This is a genomic window from Vibrio sp. MEBiC08052 (assembly GCF_001506075.1).
In the GTDB taxonomy this organism is placed as follows: Bacteria; Pseudomonadota; Gammaproteobacteria; order Enterobacterales; family Vibrionaceae; genus Vibrio.
Genome location: NZ_KQ947475.1, coordinates 2,162,854 through 2,189,819, shown reverse-complemented (window position 1 = coordinate 2,189,819; position 26,966 = coordinate 2,162,854). Strand labels below are relative to the sequence as shown.

General features: G+C 45.8%; 20 protein-coding genes. 6 read left to right on the top strand and 14 right to left on the bottom strand.

Features of this window, described 5'->3' with window-relative positions:
* Window positions 1-44 precede the first annotated feature (44 nt).
* Window positions 45-1,106, top strand: coding sequence for a protease SohB (gene sohB, locus VRK_RS09505; protein WP_157371978.1), 1,062 nt, complete (start codon window positions 45-47; stop codon window positions 1,104-1,106).
* An 86-nt stretch (window positions 1,107-1,192) separates the two neighbouring features.
* Window positions 1,193-2,236, top strand: a complete 1,044-nt coding sequence (locus VRK_RS09500) for a GlxA family transcriptional regulator (RefSeq protein ID WP_059121134.1) — start codon at window positions 1,193-1,195, stop codon at window positions 2,234-2,236.
* Here the strand turns inward: VRK_RS09500 and VRK_RS20640 are convergent.
* From VRK_RS20640 to VRK_RS09475, 6 genes are all read right to left on the bottom strand, one after another.
* Window positions 2,125-3,360 carry an MFS transporter gene (locus VRK_RS20640; protein WP_197413091.1) on the bottom strand — a complete coding sequence of 412 codons (1,236 nt, stop codon included), beginning with the start codon at window positions 3,358-3,360 and terminating at the stop codon, window positions 2,125-2,127. The genes VRK_RS09500 and VRK_RS20640 overlap by 112 nt on opposite strands.
* A 317-nt stretch (window positions 3,361-3,677) precedes the next feature.
* On the bottom strand, window positions 3,678-4,811 hold the full coding sequence (locus VRK_RS09495) for an SO_0444 family Cu/Zn efflux transporter (protein ID WP_059121133.1): 1,134 nt from the start codon (window positions 4,809-4,811) through the stop codon (window positions 3,678-3,680).
* Window positions 4,789-5,238, bottom strand: coding sequence for a Zn(2+)-responsive transcriptional regulator (gene zntR / locus VRK_RS09490; RefSeq protein ID WP_059122729.1), 450 nt, complete (start codon window positions 5,236-5,238; stop codon window positions 4,789-4,791). The genes VRK_RS09495 and zntR overlap by 23 nt, the downstream gene beginning before the upstream one ends.
* A 141-nt stretch (window positions 5,239-5,379) precedes the next feature.
* Entirely contained in the window at window positions 5,380-6,060 is a 681-nt protein-coding gene (locus VRK_RS09485) for a DUF2057 family protein (RefSeq protein ID WP_059121132.1), read from the bottom strand.
* A gap of 135 nt (window positions 6,061-6,195) precedes the next feature.
* Window positions 6,196-7,239, bottom strand: coding sequence for a porin (locus tag VRK_RS09480; protein WP_059121131.1), 1,044 nt, complete (start codon window positions 7,237-7,239; stop codon window positions 6,196-6,198).
* 672 nt (window positions 7,240-7,911) lie between these two features.
* Window positions 7,912-9,555 (bottom strand): rhamnogalacturonan lyase B N-terminal domain-containing protein, encoded by a 1,644-nt coding sequence (locus VRK_RS09475; protein WP_059121130.1) that lies wholly within the window; start codon window positions 9,553-9,555, stop codon window positions 7,912-7,914.
* Between the two features lie 591 nt (window positions 9,556-10,146).
* On the opposite strand from VRK_RS09475, the gene VRK_RS09470 reads away from it, so the two are divergent.
* Window positions 10,147-11,688 (top strand): pectate lyase family protein, encoded by a 1,542-nt coding sequence (locus VRK_RS09470; protein ID WP_082671355.1) that lies wholly within the window; start codon window positions 10,147-10,149, stop codon window positions 11,686-11,688.
* 105 nt (window positions 11,689-11,793) lie between these two features.
* On the opposite strand, the gene VRK_RS09465 is transcribed toward VRK_RS09470, so the two are convergent.
* On the bottom strand, window positions 11,794-14,928 hold the full coding sequence (locus VRK_RS09465; RefSeq protein WP_059121129.1) for a DUF748 domain-containing protein: 3,135 nt from the start codon (window positions 14,926-14,928) through the stop codon (window positions 11,794-11,796).
* A gap of 312 nt (window positions 14,929-15,240) precedes the next feature.
* Between VRK_RS09465 and glpT the strand changes: the two genes are divergently transcribed.
* Entirely contained in the window at window positions 15,241-16,599 is a 1,359-nt protein-coding gene (gene glpT / locus VRK_RS09460; RefSeq protein ID WP_059121128.1) for a glycerol-3-phosphate transporter, read from the top strand.
* A 104-nt stretch (window positions 16,600-16,703) separates the two neighbouring features.
* Here the strand turns inward: glpT and VRK_RS09455 are convergent, their stop codons facing one another.
* Window positions 16,704-17,501 carry an NPP1 family protein gene (locus VRK_RS09455; RefSeq protein WP_059121127.1) on the bottom strand — a complete coding sequence of 266 codons (798 nt, stop codon included), beginning with the start codon at window positions 17,499-17,501 and terminating at the stop codon, window positions 16,704-16,706.
* Between the two features lie 381 nt (window positions 17,502-17,882).
* Between VRK_RS09455 and VRK_RS09450 the strand changes: the two genes are divergently transcribed.
* Complete coding sequence (locus VRK_RS09450) at window positions 17,883-18,698, top strand: DeoR/GlpR family transcriptional regulator (RefSeq protein WP_059122727.1); 816 nt, start codon at window positions 17,883-17,885, stop codon at window positions 18,696-18,698.
* A 173-nt stretch (window positions 18,699-18,871) separates the two neighbouring features.
* Window positions 18,872-20,416 carry a glycerol-3-phosphate dehydrogenase gene (gene glpD / locus VRK_RS09445; RefSeq protein ID WP_059121126.1) on the top strand — a complete coding sequence of 515 codons (1,545 nt, stop codon included), beginning with the start codon at window positions 18,872-18,874 and terminating at the stop codon, window positions 20,414-20,416.
* Between the two features lie 35 nt (window positions 20,417-20,451).
* On the opposite strand, the gene VRK_RS09440 is transcribed toward glpD, so the two are convergent.
* From VRK_RS09440 to frdC, 6 genes are all read right to left on the bottom strand, one after another.
* Entirely contained in the window at window positions 20,452-22,062 is a 1,611-nt protein-coding gene (locus tag VRK_RS09440; protein WP_059121125.1) for a putative bifunctional diguanylate cyclase/phosphodiesterase, read from the bottom strand.
* Between the two features lie 280 nt (window positions 22,063-22,342).
* The gene (locus VRK_RS09435) at window positions 22,343-23,020 is read right to left on the bottom strand and encodes a response regulator (protein ID WP_231735758.1); all 678 of its coding nucleotides are present in this window, start codon (window positions 23,018-23,020) and stop codon (window positions 22,343-22,345) included.
* Entirely contained in the window at window positions 22,995-24,623 is a 1,629-nt protein-coding gene (locus tag VRK_RS09430; protein ID WP_059121123.1) for an ATP-binding protein, read from the bottom strand. Before VRK_RS09430 ends, VRK_RS09435 begins: the two co-directional genes overlap by 26 nt.
* A 192-nt stretch (window positions 24,624-24,815) precedes the next feature.
* The gene (locus VRK_RS09425) at window positions 24,816-26,135 is read right to left on the bottom strand and encodes an anaerobic C4-dicarboxylate transporter (protein WP_059121122.1); all 1,320 of its coding nucleotides are present in this window, start codon (window positions 26,133-26,135) and stop codon (window positions 24,816-24,818) included.
* Between the two features lie 68 nt (window positions 26,136-26,203).
* Window positions 26,204-26,569, bottom strand: coding sequence for a fumarate reductase subunit FrdD (gene frdD / locus VRK_RS09420; RefSeq protein ID WP_059121121.1), 366 nt, complete (start codon window positions 26,567-26,569; stop codon window positions 26,204-26,206).
* 10 nt (window positions 26,570-26,579) lie between these two features.
* Complete coding sequence (gene frdC / locus VRK_RS09415) at window positions 26,580-26,963, bottom strand: fumarate reductase subunit FrdC (protein ID WP_059119707.1); 384 nt, start codon at window positions 26,961-26,963, stop codon at window positions 26,580-26,582.
* Window positions 26,964-26,966 lie beyond the last annotated feature (3 nt).

Here is a 26,966-nt window from a genome sequence, read left to right as displayed (position 1 = left end):
AGATGGTTACAATACACCAATTCGTAAAGGAGAGGATGAGAACATTGGATTTTTTATTGGATTATGGCCTGTTTCTGGCCAAGATTGCGACGTTGGTTGCTGCGCTTATCGTCATACTTGTGATTGTCAAATCAGTCAGTGGAAAGAGTCACGGTGCTAAAGGTGAGCTAGAAATTATCGACCTGACAGAAAAATATAAACAGACCACCCATCATTTAGAATCTTACCTGCATGATGACGCTTATCTGAAAGCGCGTGATAAAGCAGAGAAGAAAAAAGAGAAAGCCAAGCATAAATCGGCTGAAAAAGAGATCAAAAAAGCAGCGAAAGAAGGGACGCTGGAATCCCAGCGAGAACCGCATCTGTTTGTGCTTGATTTTCACGGTAGTATTGATGCCAAAGAAGTGACCTCGCTTCGTGAAGAAGTCTCGGCCATTCTGGCGGTTGCGCAATCCGGAGATGAAATTCTGCTGCGACTTGAATCCGGTGGCGGCATGGTTCATGGTTACGGCCTTGCAGCATCACAGCTTGATCGTCTGAAGTCCGCCGGATTGCCCCTCACGATTGCCGTCGATAAAGTGGCTGCAAGCGGTGGATACATGATGGCATGTATTGCGGATAAACTGGTTGCCGCCCCTTTCGCGATTGTGGGATCAATCGGTGTCATTGCTCAGTTGCCGAATTTCAATAAGTTATTGAAAAAGAATCATATTGAGTTTGAACAGTTGACCGCCGGTGAATTCAAACGTACCTTAACGATGTTTGGTGAGAATACCGACAAAGCGCGCGATAAATTCAAACAGGAACTGGAAGAAACGCATGGGCTATTCAAGCATTTCATCCGTGAACATCGTGCATCACTTGATGTCGATAAAGTATCAACGGGCGAGCACTGGTTTGGCACGCAAGCGAAAGATTTAGGGTTGATCGATGATATTCGCACTTCAGATGATTTGGTGACTGAAGCTTGTCAGCAGAAAAAAGTTCTGTCTGTCCATTATGTACAAAAGAAAAAACTGACCGAAAAACTCCCGGGAATGGCTGCCGAAGCCGCTGATCGTGTGTTACTCAAATTGATTAGTCGGGGACAACGTCCGATCGTTTGAGAACCTATCATGCCCCATCATCGTATGGGGCAAATCCATTCCGATAGCATCACAATGTGGATAGGATCAACGAGGTTAAGGTGAATATGGCAAATCCGTATCAGATTTATTTCTTGATCAACTCGCAAATCCATCTACTTGATCTTGCCGGCCCGGTTCAGGCGATCAATAACGCTAACCAACTGACGGATCAGTTTGAGACTCACTTCATTGGTTTTTCTGATCATATGGACAGTCATCAGGGGCTTGGGTTGGCTCACATTGCGACCCCACCGGAGCAACTTCCCGAACGTGCCGTCATTTTTGTCTGTGGTTCAAAATATTCGCAAGATATCTATACCGATACCATCGCGCAGCAAAGTATCGGCTGGCTGAAACAAGCGATTCAACCAGATACTTATGTTGTGGGTGTCTGCACGGGGACTTTCTTACTCGCGAAAGCGGGACTCACTCAAGGTAAAGATGTGACCACGCATCATGATCTGGTGCAGGTGCTGGCTAACCAGTTCCCCGGGACACAGGTACTGGCGGATCGAATTTTTGTTCACCACGACAACTTGATCACCAGTGCCGGTGTGACAGCAGGGATTGATACCACCTTGTATCTGATTGAACGGCTGACTTCAGTCAAAACCGCAGTGGATGTCGCAAGGGAACTGGTTGTTCATCGACGCAGAATGGCACATGATCCACAAATTTCGGTTCATTTTAAGCATCGTAACCATATCAGTCCGTTGATTCATGCCGTTCAGGATTACATTCTGGATAACTATCGGCACCCTTTAACGATCAGCGATTTATGTCAGCATTTCCGAGTATCACCACGTCATCTGCAACGGACGTTTAAAACTCACACGGAAGCAACATTGCGTGATTACATTGCCGAAACTCGCCTGCAAGAAGCCAAGGTGTTAATCGACAATGGCATGGGGGTTGAACAGGCCGCTTATTTGTCTGGGTTTCCCAATCCGGCTGCGTTGCGTACCGTGTGGAAAAAACGATTTGCTTCATTACCCAGTCAGCTATCTTCACATTTGTCGTCAACAGTACGTTCTGAATATTCCCGGGACAATAGACTTGCGGCAAAGGCCGCTCCGACACACAGTAAGGCTAGCAGCAAGATAAGATAGCGGTAATGATGGAAGGTATCATACAGTAATCCCCCGGCTGAAACCGTCACAAATACACTAAGCTGGTGGGCGGTGAACAATAAGCCAAACAAACGTCCCTTCAGTTGAGCGCCAAAATAATTCAAACACATCAATGAGGTGATAATGACGGTTCCCATATAGGTTAATCCAAACACAATCGCGAACAGCAGATAGGCGAGTCTCGATTGCGTATCATAGATAAGTAACAATGAACCACCACGCAACAGATAAAGTTGGATTAACAAGCCCACCGATGATGAGCGCCTTAGTCGCCAGCCGACGATAACTGCACCGCACAACTCGGCGATCCCGAGTAAACTCAAGGTAGAGGCCGTGACTTCCTGATAAGTCGAGAACGTAGTGAACTGCTGTTGAATCAATGGAACGAGATGAACATCGATAAATCCCATTGATGCACCGCAGCCAGCAAAAGAGACAGCCAGACAGATGAAAGTCGGTGTTTGCATATTTTGGAGTACCTGCCGGGATGTCACCTGACTGACGTGTTGTTGTGGTGCAGAGGATTGGGCAAGTTGGCGATGGAGCAGGGCAATCAAGGGCACGACGCAACCGAGAAAAATCAACCCGATTGCCGTACAGAGCATTGACCATGATATAAATCCGCTCAACCAGACTAAAACCGGTGAGAGTAAGATAAACCCGATTGCTGTACCGTTTGAAATGGCTGCAAAGGCCATTCCTTTGTGCTGTTGGCTGAACATCTGATCAATAAAGATACCCAGTGGAATATAGGTCATGGCGGTTAAAGCGTAGGCCGACATGATACCGTAGAGCACCAAAAAAGCGGCATAATTGTCGGTAATCGTGAGCAGCAGGAAAACTGCCGATGCCATGAGTGCGCCACTCAATATAGTGAGTAGTGCGCCATATCGGTCACAGACCCATCCGACAAGCGGTGACATGACTCCGACGGACAATCCGAACAGCGCACCGGAGACGGATAGCTCACCCCGGGTGATCGAGAGGAACTCTGTCAGGGGGATAAAATAGATTTGATAGCTACTTTTGATCGTGGATGCCAGAAAGGTAATACAGATGCCGGCCACAATCATCAGCTGAAGTTGAGCGCGTGTGAAAGTCAAAGTGCAAACTCCTTTGCCAAATATGTCCAATACAACGGTCATACCTTCATTATCGGGTATCTGAGCAATGGAATCCGTTGAAAATACGCCATATCTCCGGTACATTTGTGCACCCATCTGAATCATTCAGGCTTCTATAGACAGAATTCGGCTAGTTTTTGTGGTGAGTCGTTTTTGTTGCGGGTTACTCAGAGCATGAAAAACGATAACTATCAATCGATTTGCTGGTGTGATATCGCGTGACGATTTTTCGGTTTGAGTCAACTGGATCTGCAAAAACAATGCAGATCCAGTTTCAGAACGAATACCTTAGCGTACTAGTGGTGACTGTGGCTATGAGCCGGCGCTTTTTTGAATAGTCGTTGGTAGGCTCGCATCAGGAGATCGTTACCAACCAACAGCATCAAAAAGAGTGCTGAGAGTCCAGCCAGCCAAAACGGCATGAGGCTGTTACTACTCCCTAATTCACTTTGAATATCGATATGCCAGAGATCGACTAACGCATTGGTGAGATAGCCAAAGCCAATGGCAACACCAATCACACCAATCAAGTAACTTGCTAGTGCATGCCAGCCCATTTCGCGACGTACAATACCTAACGTGGCAACGTTTGTCGCCGGGCCTGCCAGCAAAAAGACCAGCACTGCACCGGGTGAAACACCCGCCATTAAAAGCCCTGCGGCCAAAGGGGTAGAGGCGGATGCGCAGATGTACATGGGAACACCAATCAAAGCCATGATCACCATCGCCCAGCCCCCCCGGCTGATTTCGGCCAATGCATCGTAAGGGACCAGTGCCACGACACCGGCAGAGATGATGAGGCCTGCTAAAAGCCAGAGGGAGAGATCACCTAATAAGTCAGTAAACGCATACACCTGACCTCGCCAGATTCTGCGCCATATTGAGTCCGAATGTGCTTGACGGTCTGCGGCGCGTTTGGGTTGACTGTGACAGCAACAGCCACCATCACTTCCTTGCACACCAGAAGACCCACAGGTCGTCGGTTGCTGTTCGTGGCGTATTTCTGACCGGGACGCGGATTTTTCTCCTGATAAAACCAACATCGCGGCAGCAATCGATGAACAAACGGCAGCAATTGGGCGGATAATGGTCATGAATGGACCAAGTAGCGCATAAGAGATAGCAATTGAGTCAACACCGGTTTCCGGTGTTGAGATGAGAAACGCCGTCGTGGCTCCTTTGGATGCGCCGGCCCGACGCAGTCCGACAGCTGCGGGAATCACTCCGCATGAACATAAAGGGAGGGGAATGCCTAAAATGGCTGCTTTAATCACCGGCCAAAATCCTTGTCCTTTTAAGTGATCACCTAACTTGTCACTTTTGATAAATGTATGCAGCAGTCCAGCGATCATCAGGCCGAACAGGAGCCAGAATGCAGCATCCAGCCACAGATCGACAAAGGCCTGACTAATGCGTGCTATGGTGTTCATGAGCGAGCTCCTCTGTGGATGATTTGGTATCCGCTAATGCGGTCAGAATGGTGCAATGCTCTGCTGAATGAGAGCCGCCACAACAGCGATTATTGAGCACTGTCAGTGCATTATACATATGTTGTAATTCACTGATTTTTTGTTGGATTTCTTGCTGCTTTGCCTGAGTAATGGCTTTGACTTCTTCACACGTGTGCTCGCCCCGGGCAATTTCCAGTGCTAACAATTCGCCGATTTCTTTGAGACTTAAACCAACACGCTGGGCGCGTTGAATAAATTTAAGCCGGTCAATACAGATGGGATCAAAACGTCGATATCCGTTGTCATCTCTGTTAGCCTGCAACAGACCTTGCCGCTCGTAATAGCGAATGGTTTCCGGAGACACACCGGCTTCTTTTGCCAGCTCTCCCCGTTTGAGTGCCCTCATATCCACGCTCTCTTCTTCGGATAACATGGTATGAGTTTAAACCCTGTAGCTGAGTACAGGGTCAAGTATTTTTTACAATTTTATATGTTTAGCTCAGGTTATGTACTTTTTTACTCTTGCCATGACAGAAATTCAGCACGGTTATTCCTGATCGATAATCCATTTGCGAAACGCTTTCCGTTCCTGTTCGCTTGATTTTTGATACCAGCGTTTGAGCTGAGCAAGGTTGGGTGAATCTGCTGAGGTAATCGGTGTTGATGCGACCGGTACTTTCGTTGCTGAGATCGTATGTTGTCTGGCAGAAGTGGCCGGTTGTGGCGATGTTGCGCTGATATGAATGGCGGCAACTCCTGAGCCTGCATTGTAATGTTGTACTTCTTGCACATAATCACGGCCAACCTGAAGACCATTTTTCTGTAAAGTATCTTCTGCAATGACGACATTATTACCCTGTGCATCAATGAGGGCCCATTGCATATGGTCGATTTCTTGCCGGGCTTGCGTCAAGCTGCGATAAGACGGGAGTTTAAAATGAAGTTGAGTATCTGACGCTTTAAATTTAGCAATAATTACCTGACTATAAGCATGTCTGATATCTTTGCCGATTTCAAATGCAGGGGAGTATTTGAATACAATCTGGTTCACACCATCGTCTAATTCTTCCTGATCTGAAGGGAATAAACCGCTTGCCTTTTCAGGAGATTGCGCATTGATAGCAAACACATCAACGTTATCTGGAATCTGTAAAACAGTTTTAGCTGCGACTGTACATGGAATGATACCCAGTGACAGCGTGAAGAGTAATGGCAATGCGATTTTCATTTTTATTCCTTGAGTCAAAGGGTCATGCGTGGACGACATAGATTGTAGGGATAAAGGGAGGTTGATACAAAAAGATGGTGCAAATCAATCTGGTCACAGCCGAAGGCAGACGACTGTGACCAGACATTTTATGGATTACCAGTAGATACGAACACCGATACCCCAGTAGCTGTCGCTTCCTAGCTTATCGGAGTCGTTAAATCCGGTTTCAGCATAGACCTTGGTCCAGCTCGCATACTTATACAGCAAGCCGGAATATACGCCATCGAAGTCATTATTTTCTTGCTGAAAATCTTTAATATATTCATAACCACCATAGAGTGATAGTTTTTCAGTGAAGTTATAAGAACCCGCCAGTGCGACAGAGTCTGACGTGAGCTTGGTGTTTTTCACATTATCGTCTACCTGAGCATGCCAGTAGGTGGTTCCTAAGTTCCAGCCGTCGCCTTTATAATTGACGGTGAGCATACCATGTTTCAGCTCTTTGCTGTTGACCGTGGTGATCTTGGATTCAACCGTGTGTGTTGCACCGCCACTGGTAATGGTAATATCTTTGGTATCTGTTGATGTGGTTTTATCTTCCTGATAACCGACACCACCGTATAATTCGATATTACCGAAAGTGGTTCCGGCAAAAATTTCAGCTGTGGTCGGGTCATCATTGCCGTTTTTGTATGAATAGGCGGCTTTAAACCAGCCGGCAGAGCCTTCCAGCGTATACTTGATCATTGCATTCTGAAGCCATTTCATGTCATAACCGCCCGCTTCAGGAAGCAGACTGTAACCTAAACCAATCCAGTCGTTTTCGACACCCCAGACATCATCAGTCAGAATACTCTGTTTACCAACGGTCACAGTGCCCCATTCCTTGGATGCAAAACCGATGTAGTGTTTACGACTGTCACCACTGTTGCTTTGACCGATGCCAAATTCAACGGTTGCCAGTACATCAAGATCATCGTTGATGGTGTAAATGGAATTGACCCCGGCCCGCGATGAGCCTGAAGAGAGGGTAGTACTTGTATCATCACCTTTTTTTGTGTCCGAGCCCACCTGTTTCAATTCTTCGCGGAGTTGACCATAAAAATCCACCGATGCGGTGTCTGTTTTGAGAATTTCAGCAGCATTAACCACATTTGCAGCTGAAAGCACTGCGAGCGCTATGAGCGTTTTTTTCATAATAGTCCATTACCTTTTTTATTTAAAAACTAAGAGGCCCTTTCCTGGCTCTCTGCATTTCTGCTTATTATGTGTATCTACGATTAGTGACATGAGTCAATAATTGAGGGGACTAGATTGCAAAAGACAAATATATGTGTCAAGTGGTATAAATTTTTGTTTATTTTTTGATTTTTTTTAATTAAAAACAATATGTTAATTTTTTATTGTGTGTAAGTTTAAGGTATTTTTACATATAAATGACGTTATGATGACAAAATTATTTATGTTGTTTTATTTGAAATGTAGTTGTACATGTTTGTTATTTTGTTATCAATATAGTTATTTGTATTGAACTTTATATTTAAAATAGTTTTATGAACTATTACGTTTTTCACTTATTAAAAATGTATGTTGAATGTTTATTTTTGTGATTTAATTCAAATTATATGATGTATCAAATCTAAACAAAATGTAAATAGAACATCTGAGATGTTATCAACATGAAGTTAATCCACGGCTAAATTTGGAGGGAAATGTGAGTTGATATTTGGGTACAGATGTCAGAAAAGAGGTGATATCGAGTATCTTTACTCATAGTGGATGACATCGGCCCCCTGTGCGATGTTGAAAGAGGGCCGATATCGAGCGTTAAATGTTAATCTTTAGTATTCATGGACTCAATTGTCTGTATTAATCAAGTAAATCAATACTATCGATACTATAACCGGCAGACAGATAACCACTCAGACCGGAGCCGCTGATAGCTGTAATGATCAGGCGATTCCAGTTACTTCCACTGGTCCAGGCACCGGCGGGAACATCAAATGTATAGGTTGTGTTGTTTCCCCGATACGTCCCGACGGTTAAAGTCCGAGTCTTAGGTTGAGATGGCGGTGGCGGATTGGAAGATATCCAGTTATTTACCGAAATTTTGGGACGCCCTCCCGCGTAGGCCACAGTAATCCCAATCCGGATCCGATGGGCTTTCGCGCGTTGTGCATCGTTGAGACGGAAATAAATGATATGGTCATTATTGATATCCTTCCACATATAGGCAGGAAAAGCGCTTGCAGGTGTGTTACCGACAATAAAGTTAGATGGATCCCAATTTGCCATTCTGACATCTGAAGGGTGCATGATGGTTAATTTATCGCCATTGAGAAACTCTTGCGGGCTACCATCCCAATCACCGATACGCCAAATGGCTCTGTCATGACTTGGATCACCGGTGATTTGATAGGAGTTTAAAACTGTCGTCTGGCCGGAATGAACGGTTACCGTCTGCGTGTCGACGGCCAACTCATTTTTATAAGTGGTCATCGTGTAGGTGCCCGGTAACATATTGTCCCGGCTGAAGTAACCACTTGCTGGGTTTGCCGTTGCCCAATATTGCGTACGATTGTTGGCAAAACCAACGGTATATTCATAATTGGTGTCTCGTCCGGTGATGCCAACTCCCGCAACCCGGCCTCTGTCTGATGCAGCAACATAACCTTTCAATCCCATTTGTGAGAACCAAGAGAGGTTAATATCATCATCGGCAGGAGGCTGTTGCCCGCTATTGACAACCAGTGTGTAATGATTCAGTACACCGGTACGGAATGCTTCTGTCTGAGCTTCGGCATAATTGATGATATAGGTAATTTCTTGATCGGTTGCTGTGCCCTGATTCAGCAGGCTGCGATAGAACGGGCCACCAGAACTGCCTTCTTGACTATCTCTGACAATCCAGACACCAAGGTTTGGTCCTCGTGCGCCAATGGCATTCCAGTCTTTCAGCCGCATGTTAGAGTAATGTTTCGAGCGAGTTTCCCCATTGGAAAGTGCGAAAATATCACCGGACTCAACGGTGGATACTGTTTGAGAAATATCTGAAGGCTCCGGTCCGTAAGGGAGCCGGTTACGTTGTAGTCTTAAAATATAACGTACATGACCATGAATATTGGGTTCAGATGAAAAGTAAGTTGCCATGTAGATATATGGATAACCATTTCTGGCCATATAATAATGGGTAAGATTACCAGCCTGAACCGTAATTTTTATATATTGGTTCTGATAATTTTGAGCATAAACCTGTACATTGGATGTATTGTTATATAACCAATCAAATCCGGAATTAATCTGAGATCCTCGACGCTGATTTTGATACTCGACACCATTAATTTTTAGTGAAGCAAGATCACCGGGTGATTGCGTACTGACACCATGATCAACTCTGCGTATGCTGAATACTACACCAGCATTGGTATCGACTGTATAAAAATCCTGAGAGGTTAATAACTGGAAGGCAGCCTGTGCACTGAAGCTGGAAATGCAGGTAGCTAATGCCCACATTATTATATATATCTTTTTGATTTTTTTCATATTATTTCCTAGTGACGTTGTTGGATTGATCAATAAACAGGTTGAACCTGTTCTGGGTATTTTTATTCTATTTTCAGTTTAGGGCGAATCTATAGAGATCCTAATTTCCTGAATCATTATAGAAATTATCCGATTTATCAAATGACTACATTGATATTATTCTTGATTGCCAATTACTAAAAAATATAGGATTAACAACGGGGTTCCTCGTAAGTTTAACAGAGAAAAAATGGGGTGGTGTGAACCTCTTCAACAAAAATAATTTCTAATAAATAAAGGTTATTTTTCAACCTAGATCAAAAAAGAAACAATGTTTCATTTTAAAAGTAATCTTGTTTTGATATATATTTGGTGCTTGTTTTGGCTGAATCATATCAAGAGAGACATTGATAGAGACATGCTTTTATAAAGCATGACATTCATCCAAAAAAGAAGGCTTTCAGAAATAAAAGTAATTGAAAAATAATTAATCTATCTGCGATAAGGCCTGTTTCTGCCGTGAATGACAGGCGAGAAAGATCATCAATATTTTTAATGACATAGATATAGATAAGGAAGAACATGATGACTGATAAACATTTTAAGCACACCATCGTCGCTTCACTGATATCATCGCTGGCATGGGTCGCTTTACCTTCTTTTGCCAATGGCTTCCACACCGAAAATGGTGGCACAACTGGCGGGCAAGGGGGGCAAGTCGTCCGTGCAACAACCGGGACGCAAATTCATGAAGCGTTATGTAACCGAGCCTCAAACGATACACCGATTATTATTCAGGTTGAGGGAACCATCAATCATGGTAATACTTCAAAAGTTTCCGGTAATAGCTGTAATACCGCAGCAGATAAAATTGAACTGAAAGATATCAGTAATGTTACTCTGATTGGGGTCGGTCAAGGTGCGCTCTTCGATGAGTTAGGTATTCATATTCGCTCTTCATCCAACATTATCATCCGGAATGTACATGTCAGAAATGTGAAGAAATCCGGTTCTCCGTTATCCAATGGCGGGGATGCTATCGGGATGGAGAAAGATGTCTCAAACGTCTGGGTTGATCATGTCACATTAGAAGCGAGTGGTGGTGAAAGTGCCGGTTATGATGCTTTATTTGATATGAAGAACAACACCAAGTATGTCACGCTGTCTTACAGTATCCTGAAAAACTCGGGGCGGGGTGGGCTGGTGGGCTCAAGTGACAGTGATAATAACAACGGGCCGGTGACTTTCCACCATAACTACTATGAGAATATTAATTCACGGACGCCACTATTACGCCATGCCACAGCACATTCTTATAATAATTACTATGATGGCTTAATTTCTTCAGGGATGAATCCAAGAATCGGTGGCAAGATCAAAGCAGAAAATAATTATGTAAAAGATTCTAAAGATCCGCTTGGTACTTTCTATACCAATGATATGGGGTTTTGGGATGTAAGTGGCAATATCTGGGATAACGTGCGTTGGTCCAATGATGGCAGTAAAATGCATCCTGCTGGCCCGAATCCGGTTTCAACCACATCGATTCATATTCCTTATCAGTATCAACCTGATCAGGCAAGCTGTGTTCCTGCGATTGTGATGGCAACTGCGGGTGCCAATAAAGGTCTGGCTGTCTCTGATGGGAGCTGTCACGTCACCACACCGGGTAACAATCAACCGGGCAATGGCAATGGTGACAACGGCAATGGCGGTGGTCAGGACAACGGTGGCGATAATGGCGGCGGTTCTACTCAGGGTGTGAATCTTGCACTCAATGTTGCGGCTGACGGTAGCTCGAAAGGAAATGGCACCAGTTATGGCAATGTCACTGACGGAGATAGCAGTACCTACTGGTCACCAAGCGGTAGCACCGGCACGATCAGTGTCAAACGTCTCAATCAAACGATTAATGCGGTTCGTATTGTTGAATTATCCGGTACTCAGGGCACCGTGACCTCTTGGTCTTTGGTCAACCATGATGATGGTGCGACGTTGGCATCGGGAAGCTCGATTCCTAGTGTGATTGCATTCCCGAATACCAATCTGGAAAAAATCAGCTTTGTCATTCATGCAGCGAGTGGCACACCAGCCATTGCTGAGTTTGAAATCTACAAAAACTAATTGACCCGGTAGGGAACCTCAAATGTCGAAGGGGCAGCCGGTAGCGGCCACCCCTTTGTGTTATCAATCCGGTTATGTCTGAAGACGGTCAGGCTCACTGAGCTTTTAATCGGCACTTAAAATCAGTTTTACCTGCGGCTCACGATCATTCAACTCGGTTTTACTGTCGAGCAGAAAAATACGTTCCGGAGGCAGCCCGGCATCATTGACCAGAAACGCCTTCACCGCATTACCCCGGCTTTGAGCCAGATAACCCAGTTCATCATGACTCACTGCTTGAGCATTCAATAGCTGATTGTACATTGCAATATGGAGTCGGGTCGTTACCGCTGCCGGATCGGGTTCAACATCCGGATTTTCACCTTGCAACTGTTGGATAATTTTCTGCCGTTCGGCATCCGGTTGCTTTTGCAGCTCGGTACTAAACAGTTTGTTTAACGCCTCAACCAAGGGGCCACTTGCAGGAAAGCGACTGGCGCTGAGCTCAGCCGGCAAGGGGTCAACACCACTCTGTCTCCGGAGTTGTTGTTGCAGCTTCATTGCTTTGATTGCCTGACTATCCTGTGTGAGTGATACATGACCTTTGGCACTGACGCTGAGTTTTGGCCGGTCTGTCAATGCGCTCGCCAGCGTTTTCAACCGCGCCTGTTCTGCGGTACTTAATGTTGCCCGACCGGGCTCAAACTGAACAATATTGAGTTCATCATCACTACCGACTAAACCTGCCAGTAGCGTAAATGGTGCCGTGACTGCTTTGGCGAGCATGTTGGTCAGTGCGGTCATGACGATACTACCGAAGCTGAAGCTGGGGTTATCGAGATCTCCGGAAATATCCAGTCCCAGGTCAATCACACCGTGGCGATCCTGTAATAGCGCAACAGCGAGTTTCAATGGCAAATTGAGCGCTTGCTCGGAGTTGCTTGCTTTTCCCAGTTGCAGTTGGTCGATCACGATGTGATTTTTACCGATGAGCTGGTTCTGTTCTAATTGATATTGCAATCCTAATGTCAGTTGTCCTTTATCAATATAATAACCGGCGTAAGTACCGGAGTATGGATTAACCGACGTGAGCTCAACACGATTAAAATTCACCGCTAAATCCAGATAGGGAGGCTCAGAGAGTGGGTTGATTTCTCCGTGAATGGAGACCGGGGCATATTGATCAATCTTACCGGTTAACTGAACCTGAGCGTTCTGCGCTGGGTTAGATGATAGTCGGATGATTTCACCTTCCAGAGATTCAATCCCGGTCGCGAAATTTGGGGTAAGAGATTGATCGGCAAAAAAAGCCGAACCATGGCTGATTTTGATCGCACCGATTTCAAACTGAAAGGGCGATCGTGATTCTGATTTCGGCTGGAGTTGCGTGTCTGGTTTGACCGACGCGGAGGGGGCTTCGGAAATCTTTCCGGGATGAGACTCAATGACAAGGTGATCAATATTGGTATTTCTATTTGGGTCGATCAATATTTTGGCATACGGTTTATCTAATGTGACTTGGTGAATCGTGAGTTGGTGTGCAGTTTGATCAAAGGAAATAGCATCGATTGACATGCTCTCCCATTTCAGCAGCGGCTGACGATTGCGGGTATCTTTGATCATCAACTGATTTAAAGCCGCCGTCCCCTGATAGCGCACATCATATGCGGCAGGATTGACCTGAAAATGCCCCTGTGTCGAAAAGACCCCATTGCTGAGCTGTAAGTTCAGATAGGATTGTAAATAAGGCTGAAATTGGCTGAGTTCCAGCCGTTGCAGATCAATCTCACCACTGGTACTGAGTTGTTGCGGATTAACAACACCTTGTGCAGTGAAATGTCCCTGAGCATTTTCAGGAGGATGGTGAGGATCGGATGCGATATCGAATGCAAGTTGGTAGTCGATCGGCTGACTGAGATGACTGTCAATCTCGCCGGTCGAGAGAGACAGATTGTAAATGCGCCAATGAACTCCGCTGGTCTGTTGTTGTTCCGCAAGGTTCAAATCCGTCCCTGTCATCCGGAACTGATGAAGGCGTACGAGCCATGAAGAGGATGTCGCAGGTTGATTTTCAGCCGGTGTAGCCTGAGATGGTGTGACATCAGCGTTCTGAATCGGGGTAAACAGATGTTGCAAATCCAGCCCTTGTGCGTCCAGTTGTCCGTTCACCCATAGGCCGGATAATTGTAATTGTGCGATGTCGAGGATTTGTTCAGCACCGTTTAACGCAATATCGCTGAGCGACAATTGTGACAGTTTGACCTGCGGCTTTTGGTCGGCCTGAAAAACCAGTTGCTGTAATGTCAGCTCACCTTGTCGAGTGGTATAGACGATATGGTTGTGTATATCTTGCAAATCATAGTGCGTGTGGAAATCGATGACGCCATCCGTTAATCGGGCGGGAATGATGTCAGCAGCAAAAGGCCAAAACGGCGCCAGTGTGACGGACTGAAGCGACAACTCACCACTGATTTTAAGGGGCAGCAGCTGCAACTGACCGCTGAGTTGTAGCTGACTTTGATCTGCACCTGTGATTTGTAGCTGATATCGGTTCGGGAGGAGCGTTGATGTTGATGATTTGTCTGGCGCAGATGATTGGCTTGGCTCTGACGGAAGTTGCACCATCGTTGCTTGTGTATCGAACTGTTGTAAACGGATATCCAGTCCGTGGTAGGAGAGCAGGGCACCGCTGACCTGATCAGAGAACTGCACACGCCCCTGAGAAAGATGAATGTCTTCGCTACGGAAGGCAGCGATGCTTGGTACTGTGTCTGTTGATTGTGGTGGTTCTGTTGATTGTGATGGTGGCGTTTGTCGGGAACTCAGCCGCTCGACAATATCACTGATATTGAAACGGAGCTGCCCGGAGGCGGCCTTATACCGCACAAGATTCAGAGACGGCTGGGTCATCCATAGGTGATCGATGGTTGGCGTCAGATGAAGCAGACTACGCCAGAAACTGAACATCAGTTCGGTCTGGCCGATTGATGCGAGCACTCCCTGTTGCTCCCGGGTCATGATCTGAAAATCTTCGACTCGGACACGTAGTAAAAAAGGGTTGATACTGATGTGCGCGATTTGGACCTCTCTACCCAGACGTTCACTCAGGAATTTCGGCATTTGCGACTGGAGAATGAGTGGTGTGATCACCCCGAGCAGCAGCGCATAAGCGGCGTAACAGAGTAACAAATAACTTGAGACGCGGAACACCCGGGGAAGTTGCCGGAAGCGGCGCCAGAGTTTGGCAAAAACATGGGTCATAGCAGGAGGCCGATACAGATGATAGACATGTCTTTATTTTAGCTAAATTTTTTTAAAATGACTGGTTGAATTTCATCGCTGTGAGTGGAGAGCAGGATCTTGACCGACCCAGAATGTGCGGACACCAACATGAATGACTTGTTTTCATATGCAAATTAATGGGTGTGTTGGGTTTGTCACAAAAATGTAATATTGAGCGTATGAAAATACGATGGGCTCGAACGAACATTTTATTCGTGCTTTATCTTCCGGTTCTGTTCTGATGATTCGCTTCATCAGAATATTGATATTATCACCATCGCTGAGGTCATCATGTTTGGAATTTTCAAACCACAGGCTCATATTGAGCCACTTCCCCGTGAGCAGATTAACGGGGTTTACACGCGATTACGCTGGCAACTTTTTATCGGCATTTTCGTGGGTTACGCTGGTTATTATCTGGTTCGGAAAAATTTTAGTCTGGCAATGCCATTTCTGATTGAACAGGGATTCAGTCGCGGTGATTTGGGGGTTGCGCTTGCTGCGGTTTCGATTGCCTATGGCCTGTCTAAGTTTCTGATGGGGAGTGTTTCTGATCGCTCAAACCCTCGCTATTTCCTTAGTGCCGGTTTAGTGCTTTCTGCCTGCGTCATGCTGTGTTTCGGTTTTATGCCGTGGGCAACCGGTAGTATTACCGCAATGTTCATTTTGCTGTTTTTGAATGGCTGGTTTCAGGGAATGGGGTGGCCGGCTTGTGGCAGAACGATGGTGCACTGGTGGTCGCGCAAAGAGCGTGGTGAACTCGTTTCGGTATGGAATGTGGCACATAATGTCGGAGGCGGCTTGATTGGACCGATCTTTCTGTTGGGGCTATGGCTATTTCATGACGACTGGCGTACGGCATTTTATGTCCCGGCATTTTTCGCAATACTGGTGGCGATTCTGATCTGGGTAACGCTGAGAGACACACCACAATCATGTGGTTTACCACCGATTGAAGCGTATAAAAATGACTATCCCGAGGATTATGATCAATCGCATGAGCAAGAGATGAGTGCGAAAGAGATTTTCTTCAAATATGTTTTGTCTAATAAACTGTTATGGTCAATTGCGGTTGCGAATGCTTTTGTCTATTTGATCCGTTACGGTGTACTGGACTGGGCTCCCGTCTATCTGAAAGAAGCAAAAGATTTTTCGGTTGATAAATCATCGTGGGCTTACTTTTTGTATGAGTGGGCCGGTATTCCGGGCACCTTATTGTGCGGATGGGTTTCCGATAAAGTTTTTCAGGGACGTCGCGCCCCCGCCGGTATTTTGTTTATGGTACTGGTATTACTTGCGGTACTGGTGTATTGGTTGAATCCTGCGGGTTATCCGAGTGTCGATATGCTGGCACTGATTGCCATCGGTTTTCTTATTTACGGGCCGGTCATGTTAATCGGCCTTTATGCGTTGGAACTGGCCCCCAAGAAAGCGGCGGGAACCGCCGCCGGACTCACCGGCCTGTTCGGTTATCTGGGCGGGGCTGTCGCTGCAAATGCCATTTTGGGATATACCGTTGATCACTTTGGCTGGAATGGCGGATTTATCATTCTGGTTGGCGCATGTATCGCTGCGATTATCTGTCTGATTTATGCATTGATTGGTGAAAGAAGAGTGCACAGAGACAAGCAAGAACAAGCATTGGCCTAGTCTGCCGGCTGGCCGAGTTTGACTCAACGGATGCAACCCTGCGTGATTGTTCGCTGTATTGCATCCGTTTTTACGTCCGTTGACTCGGAGTCATCGGCATGTATTTAACGTGAATTGACCACATCTGAAGCGGAGAACTGCGGATAACTATCGGGTTTGCCACGATTTAAGTTACTCAGGAAGCTCCCGTCTTTGACCGGCACATTGGCTGAGCCGTAGTCATAACGATTGAGTTGGTTTCTTAGGGTGTCGTTAGTGACTTGGTCACCGTACATGGTATACCAACTGACTATATCGGGGGTGACGAAGTAGCCGTATGGATTTTCAGCAATTTCTCCGATTTTGCTGAAGCGGAACGCATGGGTCAGGAGGCCGTCTTTGTGATAAACGAATTTGATGTGTTTGCCATTGGTATCTAACTCAGAGACAGCACGCGTGGTCAGTTTTCCGTGAGCGCTGTAGCTCCCGTGTGTGACACGGCCATTTTTCGTCCAGATCACCACATTTTCCCAATCATGACGATGACCACTTTGGATACCGTTGAGAATCTGGTCTTTGAGAAAATATAAAGCGTAGAAGTGGCCACAATACTGATCTGAACCATTGATTTTGCAGGCATAGCGATGATAAGTATTGGATAAATTGAGGAAGTTGGCGTTCCGGCAACCTGAAGTTAAGCCGCCGGATGGTTTCAACCCGCCATTTTGCTGACCGGTACGGCTGATGCCGGCACTCGGCAGGCAACCATCGGTATCGAAGTCAAACACCGGAGCTATTGAGTAGGCATCGATATTAGCAGGCAGTGCCTGATCCAGTTTAGAAAAATCATGTGCATCAGCGGAGTTGAAAAATAACAGTGAGATGGAGAGAGCCAAGCCATAGTGATGTCTGTGTTTCGGCATTGTTATGCTTCCTTTCATTGATTGAGTGATAATAAATATTCAATTGGGTGCTTATTGTCGTCAAGTCATTTTCACTTAAGCCAGTAAAGTCTAAACTTGATAGATGACAAGAAAGCTAATCGGGTGACTCTTTTCGGTGATGGACGGTACTTTTTGTATATAAGAGGCTTCTTTCTCTCCCAGATTTACCGCACAATAGTTTGAGTGAAAGTTTGAGTGAAAGTTTGAGTGAAAGTTTGAGTGAAAGTTTGAGTGAAAGTTTGAGTGAAAGTTTGAGTGAATTTTTTCGAATAGATAAAGCCATCCCCAAGAGCAGTTTCCGCGTGTTGTGATGTGTTGCTGTATCAGTGAGTGATGAGTTAATGAGACATGGAGCCGGATGTGAAGCAAATTCCGAGACATCAGAAAATAATAGAGTTAGTTAAAAAACATGGTTACATCAGTACCGATGAACTGGTGACACGCTTTCACGTTAGCCCACAAACGATTCGTCGTGATTTGAATGAGTTGGCAGATGAAAATAAAATTCGTCGTTATCACGGTGGCGCGACGGTGCCAATCAGCTCGGAAAATGATTCTTATACGACCCGTAAGTCACATAACTATTCTGAAAAAGATCATATTGCCGAAGCATTGGTGAAGCATATTCCGAATCACGCCACCTTGTTTATTGATATCGGGACAACTCCGGAAGCGGTTGCTCGTGCGCTGAGCCGAAGTCATCAGCAGTTGCGAATTGTGACGAACAACCTAAATGTGGCAAGCATTCTGCTCTCGAAGCCGGACTTTAATGTCATTTTGGCTGGTGGTGAAGTGCGTAATCGCGATGGTGGGATTATCGGGGAAGCAACGTTGGACTTCATTCAGCAGTTTCGGCTTGATTTCGGTATTCTCGGGATCAGTGGGATTGATTTTGATGGGTCTTTGCTGGACTTTGATTACCATGAGGTCCGTGTCAAACAGGCGATTATTGAAAACAGCCGGAGTGTTTTTCTCGCGGTCGATCACTCGAAATTTGGTCGTAATGCGATGGTCAAACTCGGTAACATCTCCCAAATTAATACGCTGTTTACCGATAAACAGCCCCCACAGGAAATTCGCTCAATTCTTGAATCTAACCAAGTGTCTTTAGAAGTTGCCGGTATGTCATCTCAGCAAACCGAGGAAACCGTTTCAGATTTGTCTCCGTTGACCTGAGTCGGGTTCAATACCAATATCGATGACTTGATTAAAAACCTTCTTTTAAGAAGGTTTTTTTAGATTTATCGACAAAACGAACATAATCGAAAATAAATGATGCATTTGAACGGCAGTTAAGTTACGCTCAATAATGTTTGTAAATGTTCGTTTGCTCATTTTGAGGTTACTTTATGGATGTGATAACACCCAATCAAGAAAATTGTCTGCTGGACTTAATTGTTGTCGGTGGCGGCATTAATGGTGCCGGAATCGCTGCTGATGCTGCCGGACGGGGCTTGTCCGTCGGACTTTATGAAGCGCAAGACTTTGCCTCTGCAACCTCCTCATCCAGCTCTAAGCTGATTCACGGAGGATTGCGCTATTTGGAACATTATGAATTTCGTTTAGTTGCAGAAGCACTTGCCGAACGGGAAGTTTTGCTCAGAAAGGCCCCTCATGTGGCGCGTCCGATGCGATTTCGGTTACCGCATCGTCCTTATTTACGGCCTGCATGGATGATTCGCTGCGGACTGTTTTTATATGATCACCTCGGAAAACGGACCACCTTGCCAGCCAGCCATAAGGTGAATCTGGCAGAAAGCGGGTTATTAAAACCAGAAATGAAAACCGGGTTTGAGTATTCGGATTGTTGGGTTGATGATGCACGTTTAGTGATTCTGAACATTTTAGCTGCGCAAGAAAATGGTGCAGAAGTGAGTAATTACTGTCGGGTTGAACGAGCCGTTCGTGAAAACGATGTCTGGCGTGTCACAATTCATGATCAGCAGTCGGATATGCGCTTCGAACGTTATGCGAAAGCACTGGTCAATGCCGCCGGCCCTTGGGTGAAACAGTTTTTTGATGATGGTTTATCGACGGCGTCACCACGCAATATTCGTCTGGTGAAAGGGTCACATATTGTCGTTCCCCGGATTCATCATGAAGAACAGGCGTATATCTTACAGAATAAAGATAACCGAATTGTATTTGTCATTCCTTACATGGACGATTTCTCCATCATTGGAACCACAGATGTCGAATATCATGGTGATCCCCGTCAGGTTGAAATCGACGATGAAGAGCAGGACTACTTAATCGATATTGTCAATCAGCACTTTGTGCGACAGCTTTCTCGTGAGGATGTCATTTGGTCATACAGTGGGGTACGCCCATTATGTGATGACGAGTCAAGTTCACCGCAGGCCGTTACCAGAGATTATACCATTGAGCTGGAACAGGCAGGGGAGCAGGCTCCATTGTTGTCGGTATTTGGCGGTAAGTTGACGACTTATCGTAAGCTGGGCGAAGCAGCAATGAATAAGCTTAAACCGTACTTTGGGCAGATGGGCAAACCGTGGACGGCCAGTGTACCGCTTCCGGGCGGTTCCTTTAGCTGTACCCGGGAGCAACTGGGTGAATCATTCCGGGCCAGTTACCCTTGGTTGAGTCAGAAGCTGGCATTTCGCTATGCAATTCAGTTTGGTACCTACACCCGTAAAATGTTGTCCGGTGTCGATAGTTTAGAAGCAATGGGACGCTGTTTTGCCGAAGGGGTCTATCAGCGGGAAATCGACTATATGATTGCCTGTGAATTTGTCAGAACCAGTGATGACTTTTTATGGCGCAGAACTAAACTGGGTTTATATCTCAATCAGGAACAGCAGCAAGCAATTACAGAATATATTGCAGCCCGATGTACTGACGAGTCGGTCACCGACCTGTTTAAAGTTGGGTAAGGTGTTTGAGTAAAGTGTTGTGCTATACAACAGCGTCATTGCTGAGATTGTGGAAGCATGGGTTCAAGATGGTTGCGGAACTGCTCATTGTAGAGTAAGTGGTGTAAAGGTTCCGGTGGGAAATGAAGGAAACCCTGCGTATAGTGGCAGCCGATTTTCCCTAATGCCTGTTCGACACTGTAAACTTCCACACCTTCAGCAACGACACTCAGGTTCAAATCTTGTGCTAGCCGGACCAATGCGTAGATAATGGTCCGGTTGGATTCTTTCTGGTGGTACTCCGTGACGAACGAGCGATCAATCTTAATCTGAGTAATGGGCAATTCACGCAAAATCACCAAAGAAGAGTAACCGATGCCGAAATCATCAATGCTGAATCGAAAACCCAGTGCATGTATTTTATGAATCACACACTTTGCTTTTTCAATATCTTCGAACACCGCACTTTCGGTAATTTCAAACACCAAATCATCAGCTTGTATTTGTCCTGCATGAAGCAGATTACGCAGTTGAGCGACGACCTCATCATCCTGAAAGTCTTTGGCGGAAAGATTGATATGGATACTGCCATGGAAACCGTGCGCCCTTAAGACATTTAAATCCTGAGCGGCTCGATGGATGACCCATTGGGTTAATACAGAAATCAGCGCACTTTTTTCAGCAATGGGAATAAAATCCCCCGGTTCGATAAAACTACCATCTTCCTGAGGCCAGCGCAGCAAGGCTTCGAGGCTAGCAATTCCTTGTGTCTGACCGCGAATAATCGGTTGGTAATGCAGTTCAAAGACGTCATTTTTGAGTGCTTCAGATAATTTGATGGAAAGTTTGAGCTTTTTATAAGAGTCGGAGCCCAGCTGGTCATGATAAAACGTATAGGGCTTATGTTTCTTCTTCGAGTCGTACATGGCTAAATCTGCCTGTTTCAGCAGATTGGAAACCTCATGTCCGTTGAGAGGATACTTGGTGATCCCGACGCTTGCCGATGTTTTCATCGAGTAAGTCATCACTTTCACCGGAGCATGGAGGGCGTCGTGGATGGATTCAACCACAGTGAGAATCATGTCGTCGTCATTGCCGGGAAAAATAAGCGCAAATTCATCGCCCCCCATACGGTATAACCGACCATACTGTTTGGTGTTTTCTTGTAACAGATTGGCAACCGAAATCAGAAACTTATCACCGAAGTAGTGACCCAAACCATCATTGATCTGTTTGAAATTATTCAGGTCAATCAACAATAAGCTAAACAACTGTTTTGATTGAACGAACGTTTGAAGCGAACAGAGTAAATATTTGCGGTTTGCCAGTGTAGTCAGACTGTCGTGCAAAGAATTGTACTGTTCATCCTGAGCTGCTCGATTGACTTTGTTGAGGGTATTTCGGGATAGTGAGACAAACAATGCAATAAAAAGACTGGCACCGAAAAGAATCAGTGAAATTGTCATCAGGTATGCATTCATCTGATTATAAACCAGCGCGATAAGCACGGAAATATAGCCAAGAATAAAGATAAAGAGTAACGTGACGAGTATTTTCCAGCGAGGCGATTGTTCAATACGACCTATCTGATAAGTGGGTTTCATACTGTAAATCAGTAGAAAAATGCCGACAGCGACATCCGCGAAGGCGATATATTTCATGACCATACATAGACCCCAGCGATGTAGCGTCCAACAGCCCCGATGGGCATACCACGTAATTTGGTGAAATGTTACACAGTTTTTCTTTTTATGACAATCTCTTAGCGGCACTTCTTTCCGTGTTCAAGTGAATATTTCATGTTGCATACTTAATTGTGTGAGCATGTTGTTTCACTTAAAAAGTTATCTGAGCACGCGTAAAACAGTCTAATTGTATCAAGGGTAGAACACTTTATGTGTGAATGTCAGTGCATCAAGACTGCACCGGTAACGCACAGGGAAATATCTATTTTATCATCTGGTACAGACGCCTTGGCCGGCCACCGGTATTATAATTGAGTACCAGACGTAACACGCCTTCAGATTCAAGGTATTCCAAATAGCGTCTGGCGGTGATACGGCTGAAATTCATCCGTTCACTGATATCATCCGCAGAAAAGTCGTGTAACTGTTCCTGATAGAGCAACGTTTTCAATGATTCCAGTGTTGTTGCGTCAATTCCCTTCGGCGTCTGACGAATTGGCTGGATGGGCGATTTACGCAGTAGCTGGTCAATATCGTCCTGATCAACGGTCGAAGCGCTGATCAGCTTCTGTTTATATTGTAGGTAATCATCCAGTGCCTGATGAATGCGCGACATACGGATCGGTTTGACCAGATAGTCGATGACCCCGAGTTGGACCGCTTTTTCAACGGTAGTGGTTTCACGCTCAGCGGTCGTCATAATGAAGTGGCAGTCGGCCGCTTGTTGACGCAACTGCTGAATCAACGCCAAACCGTTGCCATCGGGAAGCGTAATATCAACAAACACCAGTTGTGGTTGAAATACATCGAACTGAATTTGTGCATCTGCACAGCTTTCACTGACAGCAACGACCTGAAAATGAGGATGTTGGTTGATTGTTGATTCCAAGGTATAGCTGGCTCGAATATCGTCCTCAAGCAACATTACTCGGGTTTTCATCGTCATGTGCCTCTTCTTGCTTTTCTAAATAGATACTGAACAAGGTGGTGTGTTGTTCGGTGCGTTCCCAGTCAATACTGCCGTGAAAGTAATCGACTAACTGTTTGACAAGGTACAGACCAACGCCATTTTGTTCATCTTCTTGTTTTGAGCTGACCCCGAACTCAAGAATATGCTCAGCGATTTCATCGGGGACACCGATGCCGTTATCCTGAATTTCCAGCATGATATGTTTGCCACGATCACTGAGATAAACAATGACTTCAGGATGTACCGCTCCCCGGTTTTGCCAAGCGGCCAGCAGCGCATTATCTACCAGATTACCAATAATCGTTACTAGTTTTTCAGACGTCTGTTTGGCGTAACTTGCCAGTGTCGTATCAACATCGATGGTAAATTTAACCCCCATTTCGGAAGCTTTGTTAAATTTAGCCAGTAACAGACCCGCTACGGCACTGTCTGACACACTCAACACGATATGATTGATGACCGCCTGATAGCGATCCGTTTCTTGCTGAATAAAATCAATTGACTCTTCATATTTGCCAATTTGCAGCATCCCCGACAGCACATTTAGTTTATTCGAGTACTCGTGGGTTTTACTACGCAGCAGCTCGGCATAATTTTTCAGATAGATAATTTCTTTTTCCAGTTCATTAGGAGTCAGGTCGGTGAAGAATACAATCACATGACCAATTAAACCTTTGGCGGTTTTTATCGGATAAAGGTTAGCCCGGTATTTGATTTTTCCAATACTGAATGCTTCCTGATGGAAGCGTCCCTGATTTTCCAGTACCAAATGACTTAAAGGGAGCGAATAATGAGACAGTGGATGACGCTGGTAGTCATAGCGGCTTAACACTCCCATTGAGAGGAGTTTCATTGCACTGTTATTGATCATTGTGATGTTCATATCATGATCAACTGCAATAATAGCATCTCGGATACTGTCAAAGACCATACCGTGTTCCCGAAATTTATTGACGATAAATTCCGGCTCGTAATCCAGAAATGTCTTTTTCATCTTCAGTAAAAAAGCAGCGGTTGTCGCGATACCAAACAGATAGATGAGTGCGATCAATAAGCCGATATGAACATGTTGGCGAAAAATGATGTCGGAAATTCTTTCAGACAAGTAGCCGATACACACCGCACCAACTTGTTTACCGTGATCATAAATGGGCACGAAATTGCGAATTGCTTTCCCGAGGGAGCCCTTCGCTTCGGCACTGTAGGATTGACCGGTTTGCAAGACCCGGTTGATATCTTCACCGATGAAGTGTTTACCGACCCGGCTTTGATCCGGATGGCTGAGACGCATCCCTTGCTGATCAACCACCACAATGTAAGAGGCGTCGGTCCGGGAGCGAATCGACTCAATATAATCACGGATGCTTCCCGTTGACGGATGCGCCGCTTGTGCGTGCAGGGCTTGAATGACCTTGGGGTCATGGGCAATGACCCGGGCAAGCTCCAGGCCACGGGCTTCGAGACCTGACTGATAAGAATTCTGTAACAGAAACAATATCGCGATCGTCATGACGATCACGACTGAAGAGGTGGTCGCAATCGTCGTTAAAATCAGGTAACTCTTTAATTTCATAAACTTAACTTCATAAATTTAACGTCAGAAATGATTTGTCAATCGGCTTGAACTGTTCAGGTAGCAAGTCGGTGGCATTGTATCATGGGTCGGTGTTCAGCGAGACAAGTGCGAAAAGAAGTCGGTGGGAAGTGAGAGCCCGCTCCCGTACAGCACAAGCTGCACAAGCGCGGGAAAGAACGAAAAATCTAATTAGTGAATGGCGGTTGAGAGGAAATAACCGACCACGGTTGACGTCAGGACACAAATGAATCCCGGCAGAATGAAGCTATGGTTGAGAACGTATTTTCCGATACGAGTGGTGCCGGTGCGGTCAAAGGTAATTGCCGCGAGGTCACTCGGGTAGAACGGGAAGAAGAAATAGGCATAACAAGCGGGTAATACACCAATCAGTACTTTCGGTGGAATACCCAGAGAAAAACCGAGCGGAAGCATAATGGTGAGAACCGCTGCCTGACTTTTCAGGAAGATCGACACCGAGAACATTGCAAAGGCGAAAGCCCACGGATGCGAGTGCACAATACCGCTAACCATATCAATCAGATAGGTTTTATGGTAGCCGATGATGGTTTCACTCATCCAGGCAATCCCAAAGATGATAATGACCGCTGTCATCCCGGCGATAAATACATTGCTGTGCACGATTTTCTTCGGCGATACATTGGTACTGATCAGAATAATCGCCCCGACAGCCAGCATTAAAAACTGAATACCGACGGACATTTTGACACCCGGAGGCAGCAGGTTAAGGTCTTTACCAAACATGGCGACAAACACAACGGTTGCAATCCCCAGCATGAAAATGATTAAGCCTTTTTTCGCACTTTTATCGACCTCATTGCCTTGCTCCAGCGCACTGTTATCTTCGAGTTCCTGAACAAATTCAGGATCTTGACAACGTGCCTGAAACTCAGGGTCTTTATCCAAATCTTTACCGCGTTTCAGACTCCAGGTACAGGCAACCAGTAAACCGGTCAGTGTGGCTGGAATCGTCACAATCAGTACATCGATCAAACTAATGTCGAGATGATTATCAACGGCAGTTGCCATGACCACGGCTGCGGCCGCAGCGATCGGGCTGGCCGTGATCCCCACTTGTGATGCAACAGACGCGATTGCCATCGGGCGTTCCGGACGAATCCCTTTTTTATAGGCAACATCGTAAATGACCGGTAAAAGCGGATAAACAGAGTGGCCGGTCCCGACCAAAACCGTGAGGGTATAAGTACAAAGCGGTCCCAGAAAAACAATCTGACCGGGATGTTTACGCATTAATTTTTCAGCGTATTTGACCAGTAGCTTCAGACCACCGGTTGCTTCCAGCGTGGCCGATGCGGCAACGACCGAAAGAATAATCAGCATGACACTGACAGGGGGATGCCCCGGTGTCACTTTGAACACAAAGGCCAGAATGGTGACACCGAGTCCACCTAACAGGCCGAAAGCGATACCACCATGCCGGATCCCGACAAAGATGATGGCAAGCAACAGCAACATATGAATATAGAACATGTCATTATCTCTTTCATTGCGTGACCTTGGCGACCACAACGTGTAATCGCAAGGTCACATGGGGGGAACTACCCCAGCATAAATATAAAAGTAGCAGCCATGGCTGATGCGGCAAATGCAATGGCATAACACAAAATTTTACCGACAACACCGGTATGGATTTTCAGGTCATGCATGCCGTGATGAACACGGTGCATAGCATGCCACATTGGGAGTGCAATCGTGGCAATCACAAATAGTGCGCCAATGATATTGGTCGCAAAACCTGCCACGCGGTCATAGCTCAGCGCGTCTGCATCAAGCATGCCCAGCGGGCCCATAATCCCCAGTACAAAAATGGTGATTGGAGTAATCATGGCAAACCATGTACCACCGGCACCGAACAGGCCCCACCAGACGGGTTCGTCTGAACGTTTTGGATTTTGGTTAATCACGCGTGTCTCCTTAAACGATAATGAGCACAAAAACAGAAATCACGGCAACAGCAACCCATTGGCTCAGCACGATAATTTTCTTATCAATCAGCTTGCCTTTCAGTCGCATCGGTACCACTTGTGGCATCATGCCGAAGAACGTATGGGCATGAAACAGGCTGGCGACCAGCGCAATGACGTTGATAACGATCACCAACGGGTTGGCCATAAAGTTCAGCCAGGATTGCCATGCCTCCGGCCCTTTCACCAGACATCCCAGACCTACCGTGAGGAATAGGGTAAACACGATTAAAGGAAGAACGGTCGCCTCACGGATCATATAGAAGCGATAGAACGGATTGCTTTTCCACCACGTCCGTTTCACTTCTCTTACATAGGGCTTACGATTACTCATCTC